This window comes from Syntrophorhabdaceae bacterium, from assembly GCA_035541755.1.
Taxonomy (GTDB): Bacteria; Desulfobacterota; Syntrophorhabdia; order Syntrophorhabdales; family Syntrophorhabdaceae; genus PNOF01.
On the sequence record DATKMQ010000078.1, the window covers coordinates 1 to 12,445 of the forward strand.

The 12,445-nt window shown below is 52.5% G+C and carries 12 protein-coding genes and 1 tRNA gene; 5 read left to right on the top strand and 8 right to left on the bottom strand.

Annotated features, from left to right (window positions below):
* On the top strand, positions 1 to 1,581 hold a 1,581-nt coding region (locus tag VMT62_07595; GenBank protein ID HVN96275.1), incomplete at its 5' end, for an FAD-dependent oxidoreductase.
* Between the two features lie 42 nt (positions 1,582 to 1,623).
* Complete coding sequence (yqeB, locus tag VMT62_07600; protein HVN96276.1) at positions 1,624 to 2,418, top strand: selenium-dependent molybdenum cofactor biosynthesis protein YqeB; 795 nt, start codon at positions 1,624 to 1,626, stop codon at positions 2,416 to 2,418.
* Positions 2,419 to 2,516: 98 nt separating this feature from the next.
* Here the strand turns inward: yqeB and VMT62_07605 are convergent, their stop codons facing one another.
* Both VMT62_07605 and VMT62_07610 read right to left on the bottom strand, forming a co-directional pair.
* Positions 2,517 to 2,669, bottom strand: coding sequence for a hypothetical protein (locus VMT62_07605; protein HVN96277.1), 153 nt, complete (start codon positions 2,667 to 2,669; stop codon positions 2,517 to 2,519).
* Positions 2,666 to 2,989, bottom strand: a complete 324-nt coding sequence (locus VMT62_07610; GenBank protein ID HVN96278.1) for a zinc ribbon domain-containing protein — start codon at positions 2,987 to 2,989, stop codon at positions 2,666 to 2,668. The genes VMT62_07605 and VMT62_07610 overlap by 4 nt, the downstream gene beginning before the upstream one ends.
* Before the next feature lie 226 nt (positions 2,990 to 3,215).
* Here VMT62_07610 and VMT62_07615 point away from each other — a divergent pair.
* A tRNA-Arg gene (locus VMT62_07615) sits at positions 3,216 to 3,292 on the top strand.
* A gap of 26 nt (positions 3,293 to 3,318) precedes the next feature.
* Here the strand turns inward: VMT62_07615 and VMT62_07620 are convergent.
* From VMT62_07620 to VMT62_07635, 4 genes are all read right to left on the bottom strand, one after another.
* Positions 3,319 to 4,083, bottom strand: a complete 765-nt coding sequence (locus tag VMT62_07620; GenBank protein ID HVN96279.1) for an enoyl-CoA hydratase/isomerase family protein — start codon at positions 4,081 to 4,083, stop codon at positions 3,319 to 3,321.
* Between the two features lie 194 nt (positions 4,084 to 4,277).
* Positions 4,278 to 5,936, bottom strand: a complete 1,659-nt coding sequence (locus VMT62_07625) for an ABC transporter substrate-binding protein (protein HVN96280.1) — start codon at positions 5,934 to 5,936, stop codon at positions 4,278 to 4,280.
* A gap of 566 nt (positions 5,937 to 6,502) precedes the next feature.
* A complete protein-coding gene (locus VMT62_07630; GenBank protein HVN96281.1) occupies positions 6,503 to 6,925 on the bottom strand; it encodes a CoA-binding protein in 423 nt (140 codons plus the stop codon).
* Between the two features lie 17 nt (positions 6,926 to 6,942).
* Positions 6,943 to 7,527 (bottom strand): thioredoxin domain-containing protein, encoded by a 585-nt coding sequence (locus VMT62_07635; protein ID HVN96282.1) that lies wholly within the window; start codon positions 7,525 to 7,527, stop codon positions 6,943 to 6,945.
* 86 nt (positions 7,528 to 7,613) lie between these two features.
* Here VMT62_07635 and VMT62_07640 point away from each other — a divergent pair, with 86 nt between their 5' ends.
* Positions 7,614 to 7,982: a hypothetical protein gene (locus tag VMT62_07640; protein HVN96283.1), complete on the top strand. Its 369-nt coding sequence runs from the start codon at positions 7,614 to 7,616 to the stop codon at positions 7,980 to 7,982.
* Positions 7,979 to 8,314, top strand: a complete 336-nt coding sequence (locus VMT62_07645; protein HVN96284.1) for a hypothetical protein — start codon at positions 7,979 to 7,981, stop codon at positions 8,312 to 8,314. Before VMT62_07640 ends, VMT62_07645 begins: the two co-directional genes overlap by 4 nt.
* 101 nt (positions 8,315 to 8,415) lie before the next feature.
* Here the strand turns inward: VMT62_07645 and lon are convergent, their stop codons facing one another.
* A complete protein-coding gene (gene lon / locus VMT62_07650; GenBank protein ID HVN96285.1) occupies positions 8,416 to 10,770 on the bottom strand; it encodes an endopeptidase La in 2,355 nt (784 codons plus the stop codon).
* Positions 10,771 to 10,778: 8 nt separating this feature from the next.
* Positions 10,779 to 12,445: molecular chaperone DnaK (gene dnaK / locus VMT62_07655; protein ID HVN96286.1), on the bottom strand; the 1,667-nt coding region annotated here is incomplete at its 5' end.

The window sequence follows — 12,445 nt, forward strand, 5'->3', positions numbered from 1 at the left end:
GGACTTGCCGCTGCCTTCTATCTCAGGAGATCAGGACATGCCGTCACGGTGTACGAAAAGTTCCCTGAAGCGGGTGGCATGCTTCGATACAGCATTCCCCCATTCCGTCTGCCAAAGGACGTTGTAAGAAAACAGATAAAAGCCCTGGAACACATGGGCATCACCTTTAAGGTTCAAACCGCGCTAGGCAGGGATGTGTCGCTCACAGAGCTCGCAAGCACATTCGACGCGATCTTTCTCGCGTCAGGCACCTGGAACGCATTCAAGTTAGGGGTCCCTGGAGAAGAAGCGCCGGGCGTAACGTACGCTCTCGATTACCTCGGCAAAATCAATAGAGGAGAACAGGTTGTTCTGGGTAATAAGGTCATTGTCATAGGCGGTGGCAGCGTTGCCATCGATGCGGCCAGGACGGCAAAAAGGTCCGGTTCTATCGAAGTCCATCTCGTCTGCCTGGAATGCCGGGACATGACGTCAAAAGACAGGATGCTGGCCCTCGATAGCGAAATTGCTCAGGCGGAGGAGGAAGGGATTATCATTCACGACTCTCTCGGAATAAAGGAAATACTCGTTCAAAACGGTAAGGCCGTGGGTCTTGACACCATGAAATGTGTCTCGGTGCGTGAGCTTGACGGCTCTTTCAATCCCCAGTACGATGCCACGTGCACCGCGCTCGCCCTTCAATCGGATAGCATTGTGATCGCCATCGGTCAGGGAGTCGATCAATCCCTTGCCGCGCACGGGCTTACCTACACGCAAAAAGGTACGGTCTCAGTCGATCCGAATAGTTCGGCGACGGGCATCAAAGGGGTCTTTGCCGGAGGCGACGTGGTATCCGGGGCTACCACGGTCATTCAGGCCGTGGCGTCGGCTCGAGACGCGGCAAGGGGCATTGAGGTCTCGCTTTCAGGCAACGACATATCTCCGACGCAAGAAGCCATGAAAGCCGAATTCAACAATTCTCTGTTGCAGGAAATTCCGCGTGCAAGGGCCCGCGAATTGTCTGTATCGGAGCGCATGAAAACCATCAACGTGGAAGATGTGGCTGGTATCACGATAGAGGAAGCCGCCAAAGAGGCCGAGCGATGCTTTAACTGCGGCTGTCTTGCTGTAGCGCCCTCAGATCTCGCCATGGCCTTGATCGCGCTTAACGCAACTGTCATCACCACAAAGCGAAAAGTGGCGTCTGAGCTCTTCTTCAACGCCAATGCGACGAGTTCGACCATTCTTGACCCTGACGAGATCATAAAGGAGATTCAGATTCCCAGGCCCTCACCGCGAGCGACGCAGAGATACGAGAAATTCACGTTAAGAAAACCCATCGATTTTGCGGTCGTGAGCGTAGCGTCAGTCATGACCATTCATAATGGGGTCTGTAAAGATCTCCGCCTCGTGTTGGGGGCCGTGGCGCCAACGCCCCTTCGTGCAAAGGCGGCGGAAGATTTTTTGAAAGGCCGGCGCCTTGATGAGCACACGGCTGAGGACGCGGGTAAAATTGCTTTGAAGGACGCCCTGCCTCTCACACAGAATGCGTACAAAATCCAAATCGCAAAGACCCTGGTCAAGCGATTGTTATTGAGTTGAAATTGTCTTTGAGCACGTGAAGCAAGCGAATGGAGATGGGAAATGAGAGGGCTCCGGGTTATCATCAAGGGCGCCGGTGAGATGGCAACCGGCATAGCCTGTCGCCTCTATCAGGCGAACATTCGCAAAATTGTCATGTTAGAAATCCCCGAACCGCTTGCAGTGAGAAGAACCGTGGCCTTCTGCGCGTCGGTGCGAAACCTGGAAGCCACGGTGGAAGGTATAAGAGCCGTCCTGATAAAGGATCTGCAGGAAACCCCGGGGATCTGGGCGGAAGAATCGATCGCGGTTCTCGTGGATCCGCAGTGGCGCGCCACAACCACACTCAAACCGGATGTGGTTATAGATGCAATTATGGCCAAGAGAAGTCTCGGGACGAGAAGGGATGAAGCCCCACTTGTTATTGGCGTGGGTCCTGGATTCGTCGCGCCCGCCGACGTTCATGCGGTGGTGGAAAGTAACAGAGGTCATAACCTGGGTCGGGTCATTTATGCGGGCGCGGCAGAGTCGTATACCGGCATACCAGGCCAGGTCGGCGGCTTCACCCATGAGCGTGTGTTGCGTTCCCCCCACTCCGGTATAATTATCCACGCGGGTAAGAACATCGGTAGCCCGGTCGCAAAAGGTGAGGTAGTGCTCTACGTGGACGATACGCCGGTTCTTGCCTCGATCAGCGGCATTCTCCGCGGCCTCGTCGATGAGATTAAGGTGCAAGCGAATGAGAAGGTGGGAGACATCGAACCCGGGGCGGACTCCTCCTACTACCAAACTATCTCCGACAAGGCGCGGGCCATAGGCGGCGGCGCCCTCGAAGCACTGATGCATTTCAGCCGGTGAGGAAGGTCGCCTCGACTCGCGCTTACGTCCCGGCACGTCTTTGGGTAAACGTCGTGCTCAGCCAGACGCGCGCTGCGGGACGTGACTCGTCTCGCTTACTACTTTATATCTTTGATTTTACGGATAACAGTCTTCCCCTTTTCTTTGGGAAAATCTGCCTTGAGATAAACGGTCTTCGGGAAAATTCTCTGGATGGTCCCTTCCATCTCTTTCTTTGCGAATGTAAATTTTACTTTATCGCCTGTCTTCATGTTTCTCCTCCGGTCGATGCTGCGCCCTTATTCTCTGTCTTGGCCTCGGTCTTGGCTTCCGCCGTCTCCTGTTTTGTTTCTTTGTGCTCGGATTTCTTCTCCTTAGCTTTGGCGCCATTCTTGTTGCCGACTGAATCAGTCGGTTTTTTGTAGTCCGTCACATACCAGCCGCTTCCTTTCAGATGGAACGCGCAGTTCGATATGAGCTTCGTCAGTTTTCCTTTGCACACCCTGCATTCGGTAAGGGGTTTCTCGCTGATCTTTTGAAATATCTCAAATCTCTTTCCGCATCCGGAACACTGGTATTCATAAATAGGCATAACTACTCCTCATGTACAAAGTATACCTCTTTAATATAAGGCTTAAGGGCTCACTTCGTCAAGTCGATAGTACTAAACAGGTTACCGGCAAAGGATGGAAGACGTGCTTAAGACGACGAAACAGGAATGAGTGCCTCTTTCCTGCAAAATTTTGTTTTTCGTATGTGTTGGTGATGTGCTATATTTATTGTCGACGTAAGGAAAAGGTTTTCTGTTGGCATCGCACGCGCCCGTAGCTCAGCTGGATAGAGCGTTGGCCTCCGGAGCCAAAGGTCCCGCGTTCAAATCGCGGCGGGCGCGCCAAGTTTTCCGCGTATTAGACCGTACGTTTATTTACCCTCAAAGGTCGGCTTTCGCTTTTCGATGAAGGCATCTATTCCTTCGGTCCGGTCGCGTGACGCAAGAAGACGAGGAAAAATCATATCCACAAGGCTCTGGCCAAAAGAACCCGGGGACTCAACAAACCTCTTGAAATACTGCTTATAGGCCTGGACATGTTTCGGTGCTCCTTCAGCAACCATCGTGGCAAGCTCCGTCACCCGCTGCATGAGTTGCTCGTGCGGAACCACCTCGCTTACAAGTCCCATACGGAGCGCCTCTTCGGCGTTAAGATGTTTACCGGTCAGCATCATGTAAAGAACGTTTCCGAGGCTCATCTGGTAGGTAAAGGTATTCGGATACCGCGCCGCAAGGCCCCGTTTAACCACGGGCACGCCAAATATAGCCCGTTCCGTGCAGATACGGAAGTCACAGAACATGACGGCGCAGTTAAACCCCGACGCAAGGCAATATCCGTCAATAGCCGCGATAAGCGGCTTGGGACAATTTTCCATTGCCCGATAGGCCGGGAAAATACCATAACTTTGGTGAAGCCTTTTTACACGCTGTTTCAGATCGCCGCCGGCAGAAAAATTTCCGCCTGCCCCGCTTAAGATGCCGCAGAGCAGATTCTCGTCAGCCGTATAGTCCTTGACGGCTTCCTCCAGGGCATCCATTACTTCCTGGCTCATTGCATTCATATGATCGGGGCGGTTGAAGGTAAAGTATGCAAGCGGCCCTTTCTTTTCGTAAATTACGTCGTTTTGTTCCATCATCGTTTCTCCTTATCATGAGGGCCAGTACCGTTGGTGCACCCTCGCGTTCTTCAATGAAACTCAATGGCGGGTTTTTTGCCGCCTTTTTCGTCGGTCAAGTTGAGTGCCGTGTACCCGCTCAGGATGTTTGTGATCCCGTAACAGTGAGACAGCCACTAACTGTGCGAAGCGCCATCTTTATGGTCACGAAGGCCCTATTTTGCCATCCAGGCGTCCTCCGGGGTCCATTGGGTATACTCGACAGTCATTAAGCTATCGTCACGCACATGCGGCTGTTTGGCCGCAAGGCCTGAAATGACGAACATGGGAGTGAAGATATTGTACTCTCCGAACACGGTCTGCTGTAGCTTCCAGATTTCCGCCCTTTTGCTTTTTTGGTCCGGCGCTTTTTTAGCGTCAACGAGCAACTTCTCAATCTTCTCCGGGTGAATAATGTTCTTGGCGAGGATAGGGCCGTTAGCGCCGATCTGTCGGGGCATGACTATCGCCAAATCGGAATCTGCCCTGTGAGTGGAATAACAGAGACCTTCAAAGTGCGTCTCAGAAGTGAGCCGGCGGTATCTGGCATTGTCTGCCACATCAAGTTCAACATTAATACCCGCCTTCGCCAGCATGCCCTGGATGGCTGTTGCCGCCGTTACCATTTCCGGCACGTTGAGGACCAGCAGTGTGGTTTTGACACCCGTGGGATAGCCGGCCTCAGTTACAAGCTGTTTCGCTCTGGCTGGGTCGTAGGGATAGCCCTTATAATTGGGGTTTGCCCAGAAACCGTTCGGCACTCCCCACTGCTGGGTGGCCACCGCGAATCCATAATACACGGTATCGACGATCGCCTTCCTGTCGATGGCGCAACTTATGGCCTGTCGCAATTTCAAATTTGCAAAGGGCGAACCGGTGAGCGCGCTATTGGGCATAACACCTATCATCTGTAGGCCTAGTCCCGTCCTCAACTCGATTATATCCGCTCCGGAGGCCCTCAAATCTTTCGCCGCGAGGGGTGGAATATTCCACAAAATGTCGAGTTCTTTGGTTTTGAACGCGGCCTGCAACACCATCGGGTCTGCTATAAAGTTCCACTCTATGCCGTCAAGATACGGTTTGCCCTTCTGCCAATAACCGTCGAATTTTTTATATACCTGTTTAATATCTCGCTGTCGGCTCACAAACTGGAAGGGGCCGGTGCCTATGGGGTTATTGGTGACCCAATCGTCGCGTTCCTTGTCGGTGGTTCCGGCTTTCTGCCATGCCGTGGGCGATATCTGCGGACCGGCAAAATAGCCTACACCCACGTTCACGGTATTGTCCCAATCGGCAAGGTTAATCCTTAGGGTGTAGTCATCGATAATATCGATAGACTTGACCTGAGAAAGCTCCGCTCGCTTGGCGTTGATAAATTTCTCCAGGTTCCATTTACATGCAGAAGCATTGAAGCTCGTGCCATCGTGGAACTTGATGCCCTTTCTGAGTTTGAGTGTGACGGTTTTTGCCTTTGCATTCGGGGTCCAACTTTCCGCCAGCCACGGGTGCATTTGGCCAGTGCTGTCATAGCGTCCCAGGCTTTCGATGCAAGTCTTGGACGTAACGAAATCCTGCGTTGTGAGCATCCCGGGTGGATAACCCAGGACATTCGCATCGATCGCCGTGCCGATTCTTAAAACACCGCCATATCTCGGCTGTTGTTTCTTTACACCTGTTGATGCGCCCTGGGCTAAGCACAAGGCTGTCATAGATAAGAGCAAGAAGAACGATCCGCCGAGGCAAATGAGCAAGGGTAACGGGAGGAACTTTCTTCTGAGAAACCTGTTGAAGCGTCTATCCGCCGTCCGGAACACCTGTTCTTCGGTTTGTCTCATAGTGCTCTCCTTGTAGTTTCTCTCGATTTGTCAGTCTGGCACATCTTCTATTAAACCATACTGCCAGACCTATCCGGAAAGGATGACCTGAAACATGTTATAGTCACCGGGTCACGTAATCCCACGAAAGCACCCACTCAATAGCTATAAAATATCTTTACAGGGCTGTCAAGTTATTTTTGAGCTGTCCCCTGAATTGCTGCGCCTTTATAATGCCCCTCTGCCATACTGCTTGATAACACGCTGCCCCTCAATGAGTATGTTGGCCACCCCCCCTTCCCACATCCATTGGGATATCCCATCATGGCATTATGGCAAAACTTAGTTCTCATGTTATGAAATCACCGAATGCTGTTTGCAAACTTGCGTAAGGGTGAAGAGGAAATCCCGCTCACTACGGGCGTGCACCGATGCGTCTATATTTCTCGATTCTTTGAAATGTAATGGATTGTTAATGATTATGCCCGGTTGGCAGAAACGCTCTCTTATGCCCGTTAATCATCTCCGGACCCAAAGGTCTGGCGTTCAAATCGCGGCGGGTGCGCCAGATTCAAAGAGGTAATCCATCATTTGTTGCTGCCGAATATCTTCTCGTGTTCCTGCTTCATACAGACGTTCATGAAAAAGGTGATACCCGCATCTTCAGCAAGCCTCTTCGCCTCGTCGTTGATGATGCCGAGTTGCAGCCAGATAGCCCTGGGCTTTAACTTTACGGCTTGCTCCACGTAGGGCAGTACTTTTTCCGACCGCATAAAGATATCGACCACGTCGACCTTCTCAGGTATCTCTGATAGGGTTTTGTACGATTTGCGCCCCAGTATCTCCTCGTAGCCGGGGTTCACCGGAATCACACTGTAGCCGTGCGCAAGAAGATAGTTTGCCACTCTGTTGCTTGCCTTTTCCGTGTCTGGAGAAAGGCCGACCATAGCGATGACCCTCGATTGTTCGAGCACTTCTTTTTCTTTCTCTTCTTGAGGATCGAGTTTCATGAGGCCTCCTGCGAATGTTACCTCAGCCGCGTAAGCGCGCGCACGATGTCATCGGAACCTACGGCGGTTTCCTTGTCCTTTCCTCTGATAATCACGCACGTGGGGGTCGAGCCGACCTGGTCTTCCCTCAAGTAGCCTTGAAGAATTTCGCCTGTGGCTTTGACATCAAAGGGCTTGAATTTGAATCCCTTTCGCTGAAGAAACGCCCCCAGGTCCTGCTCTTCATAGATAGAGTCCTTCGCTGCTTCGAAGAGCGCATCCCGCGCCTTGAGCGCGTGACCGATCTCCTTCTTTTCGTTCAAGATATAGAAGAAATACTTGGCATAGAGGGCTGAATATTTGTGGAAAGGGGCATCGATGAAGGTCACTGTTATGATATGGCGTCTGACCAGGTCACCTACAAGATACTCGATCTTTGGCTCCATATTGCTGCAGGGGCCGCAGAAATAGTCCGCATAAAGCTTTACCTCAGTCTTACCGTTGCCGAAGGTGAGCAAAAACATGTCCTGGGCAGCGACTCTACCCGCCATGAGACTGAAAAAAGCAAGCGAGAGAGCACAGCCTAAAGAGAGAATCCACCATCGGGGCTTGCCTGTTTTCATGCTTATTACATTAATGCAAAATGGCTTTCTTTGTAAAGAGAATATTCCGGAACGCCCGTCTAAGAAGCCTTTTCGCATTGACATAAATGAGGCTCGTCGATTATATTGTGGATATGATGAGTGACAGGGACGCCTTCGGCCATGACCCCCAAGTCCAATACATGCGTCGCGTTTTTGCGCGCATGGAGATAGCGCAGAAGACGCTCCTCGCGAGAATTGGCGTAGAACCTTTAGACGAAAGGTTACGCAACTTACGCGAGGTGACCCTCGGGCTTTTTGAAAAAACGTGGATCACGGCCATGCGCAAAGGTATCATCGAGAACGAAGAGGATGCCGCCCTGCTCTATCTCCACTGTCTTCATCACACGCTCTTAACGAGTGGCATAGAGGCGCCCTCCGATGCCATACCTGACAACAGGAAGATGCAGCTTTTCGTAAAACAGGTGCTCTCATGATCCGGCTCAGATTGTTCGGCCGGTGCAGAATCTACCATGATCCCGTAACACCGGTGATGCGCGCACCCGCTCAAGTCGGCTGGGATGCGTGGTTCCGCTCCATCGACCTGGTGACACCACAGAAATTTAAAGGGGAAGAGCTTTTGAAGCGGACGCGCGGCTGGTGGACCACAGAGCCCGCGGAGGTGGCAGAGGTCGTAAAGCGGTACGGCCGTCTTGTGGTCGGGGACGGCGGCGAGCTCATGGTTGAGTTTGAATCCCAGGAAGCGGCGGATAACCTGGCACAGGCGCTTAAGCAAGCCTTCGGCGATCAGGTTCAACTCGCTCCCTGATTCTATTCATGCAAACGGGAAATCGAGGGATAAAAATGGGGTGAGCTTTAAGCTCACCCCATTGACATTTCAGCTGGAAGGCCGCATCCGGCGCTAGTGTTTCAATGAGTGGTCAGGCTGATTTTGATCGCTTCGTCCATCTTTTCGATAAACATAAACTCCATGTTCTCCTTGATACTTTCAGGCACTTCCTCGAGGTCCTTCTCGTTGAGCTTGGGCAGGATAATATTCTTGATGCCCGCCCGTTTCGCAGCGAGAACCTTCTGTTTGATGCCGCCCACGGGCAGCACAAGTCCCCGAAGCGTTATCTCGCCTGTCATGGCAATATCGTTGCGCACCGGCTTATCGGTGATAAGGGACACGAGTGAGACGAGCATGGTGACGCCCGCCGAAGGTCCGTCTTTGGGAATTGCCCCCTGCGGCACATGCACGTGAAGGTCGTTCTTCTCGAAGAAGTCCTCGGGGATATCGTAGTCGCCCGCTTTGCTCCGGATATAGCTCAAGGCCGCCTGCGCGGACTCTTTCATCACATCGCCAAGCTGGCCCGTAAGAGACAGGCCTCCTTTGCCCCTCATCTTCGTTGATTCGATGAAGAGGATATCGCCGCCCGTGGGCGTCCAGGCAAGACCCGTGGCCACACCCGAGTATTTCGTCCGCTCGGCGACCTCAGAAAAATGCTTGATAGGACCAAGATATCCGTGGATACTCTCGGCCGTTACCGTCTGTTTTTCCGTCTTATCCTGCGCCACGTCCTTTGCCACAGCCCTGCACACAGCGGCTATTTCCCGCTCCAGATTTCTCACACCTGACTCCCGCGTATAAGAGCGCACAATGACCCGAAGGGCTTCATCTTCAAATGCAATGTGATCTTCCGTCAAACCGTGTTCAGAGCGTTCTTTGGGGATGAGGAACTGACGGGCTATCATGAGCTTCTCCTCTTCCGTATAACCGGGCAGCTCCAGGACCTCCATCCTGTCCTTCAATGCCGGCGGAATAGGATCGAGCATATTCGCTGTGGCAATAAACATGACCTTGGAGAGGTCGAAGGGCACCTCCAGATAATGATCACTGAAGGAGAAGTTCTGTTCAGGGTCGAGGACCTCAAGGAGTGCACTCGAGGGGTCACCGCGAAAATCCATCCCCACCTTGTCTACCTCATCGAGCATGAAGATAGGGTTATTCGACCCCGCCTTCTTCACCCCCTGAATGATCCTTCCCGGCAGAGCGCCCACGTAGGTCCTTCTGTGTCCCCTGATCTCGGCTTCATCACGGATACCGCCCAGCGATATTCTGACAAACTTTCTTCCGAGCGCCCTGGCGATCGATTTGCCGAGCGAGGTCTTGCCCACACCGGGAGGCCCCACAAAACAAAGGATAGGACCTTTCATATCGGCTTTCAGTTTTCTGACGGCAAGATATTCGAGAATTCTCTTTTTCACCTTTTCGAGGTCATAGTGGTCTTCGTTGAGGATAACATTGGCCCCGTCAATATTCAGATTGTCTTCGGTGGCCTTAGACCACGGGATGTCCGTGAGCCAATCCAAATACGTCCTAGACACCGTGTATTCAGCCGACATGGTGCTCATCTTCGAAAGTCTGTCCAGCTCTTTTTCAGCCACCTTCTGGACATCTTCAGGCATCTTCGCTTCCATGATCTTCTTGCGCAGATCTTCGAGCTCGGTCATCCTGTCGTCTGTCTCGCCCAACTCCTTCTGAATGGCCTTAAGCTGTTCCCTCAAATAGTATTCCCGTTGCGTTTTGTCGATGCCTTCCTTGACGTGGGACTGGATTTTGCTCGAGAGCTCCAGGGTTTCCACTTCTCTATTGAGGTATATGGTGATCTTTTTCAATCTCTCTTTCAGGTCGATCTTCTCGAGGATCTCTTGTTTTTCCGTCACGGCAATATTTATTGTGGACGCGATGAGGTCGGCCAGATTGCCCGGGTTCTCCACCTTGGCTGCGATCTGCGCAAGCTCGGAAGAAAGGTACGGCGCCATCTCGATGGCCTTGCGATAGAGGTTCTTCAGGTTGAGATACATGGCGTCTATCTCGATGTCTTTCTGATAATCCTCAAAAATCGGTAGTATGCTTCCTTTCAGATTAGGTGCTTTCTGGGTGAAATCCATGATCTTGCACCGGCAAACGCCCTGTATCACCACCCGCTGGCTTCCGTCGACCATTTTCACCATCTTCATGATCGTGGCCACCGTTCCCACGGTGTAGAGGTCTTCAGCATCCGGATCTTCAATATCGGGGTTCTTCTGCGTGATGATCGCGATCATCTTGTCGTCATTCATGGCCTCATCGATCAGGCGGATCGATTTTTCCCTGCCGACGATGAGCGGCATAACAAGATCGGGATACGCTACTGTCCCTCGGAGCGGCAGTATGGGAAGCTCCGCCGGGATAAACATTCTGTCTTTAATACTTTTGTCGTTCTTAAATCCGATTACCATCGATCCCCCTATCGCTTCACATCTTCAAATTCTGCGTCGACCACGTCGTCGTCCCTTCGCTGAGACGCCTGCGGACCTTGACCCTGGGGACCACCCCCATCCTGGCCCGGTCCCTGTGGGCCTTGCGGCCCGGCCTGAGATGATTTCTTATAGAGCATCTCAGCAAGCTTATGCGAGGCTTTAGTAAGGTCATCCGCTGCCTTCCTGATACGATCAACGTCCGATCCTTTCAGTGCATCCTTCGCGGATGTCAGGGCATCTTCGATGGCGCGTATATCCTCGGCGGGAAGTTTGTCTTTATTCTCATTCAACGTCTTCTCTGTGGTGTAGACGATATTATCGAGTTGGTTCCTGACCTCTATTTCCTGTTTCCTCTTTTTGTCCTCTTCCGAGTGAAGCTCAGAGTCCTTCACCATCTTCTGGATATCTTCTTCACTCAAACCCGTGGACGCGGTGATCCGGATACTCTGTTCTTTTCCAGTTGCCTGGTCTTTTGCAGCCACGTGGAGTATGCCGTTTGCATCGATATCGAAGGTAACCTCGATCTGGGGGACGCCTCTCGGCGCCGGAGGAAGCCCGATGAGATGGAACTTGCCGAGCGTCCTGTTGTCCCGTGCCATTTCCCTTTCCCCCTGGAGCACGTGGATCTCAACGCTTGTCTGGCTGTCTTCAGCGGTGGTGAATATCTGGCTCTTTTTGGTCGGGATGGTCGTATTTCGCTCGATGATCTTTGTCATAACCCCGCCGAGCGTTTCAATGCCGAGAGAAAGCGGCGTGACATCGAGCAGGAGTACGTCCTTTACCTCGCCGGCGAGAACACCTGCCTGTACAGCAGCGCCAAGGGCCACGACCTCATCGGGGTTTACTCCCCTGTGTGGTTCCTTGCCGAAGAAGTTCTTGACGATCTCCTGGACCTTGGGTATCCTCGTTGACCCGCCTACGAGCACCACTTCGTCTATCTTGTTTGGAGTCAATTTCGCGTCGTCGAGGGCTCTCTTACAGGGTTCCACAGACCTCTCAAGAATGCTGTCGGCCAGCTTTTCCAACTCGGCCCTTCTCAGCTTCATGTTCAGATGTTTCGGGCCTGAAGCGTCTGCCGTTACGAAGGGGAGATTGATTTCCGTTTCTACGGTTGCAGAGAGCTCTATCTTTGCCCTCTCTGCGGCCTCTTTGAGCCTCTGGAGCGCCATTCTATCCTTCGAAAGGTCGATGCCCTGGTCTTTTCTGAATTCGCTGACTATCCAATCGATGACCACCTGGTCGATGTCATCTCCGCCGAGGTGCGTATCGCCGTTCGTCGATTTTACTTCAACCACGTTATCGCCTACTTCAAGGATTGAAATATCGAACGTACCGCCTCCGAAATCGTACACGGCGATCGTCTCATCCTTCTTCTTGTCGAGGCCGTATGCGAGGGCTGAGGCCGTTGGTTCATTGATAATACGGAGCACGTTGAGCCCCGCTATTCTGCCCGCGTCTTTTGTCGCCTGTCGCTGCGAGTCGTTAAAATAGGCCGGCACCGTTATAACCGCGTCGTCTATAGTCTGGCCCAAATAAGCCTCGGCTGACTTCCTGAGCTTTTGGAGTACGAACGCTGAGATTTCCTGGGGGGTATACTGCTTTCCCCTCACCTCAACCCGCACGTTTCCATCCTGGTCGCCGACGACCTTGTAGG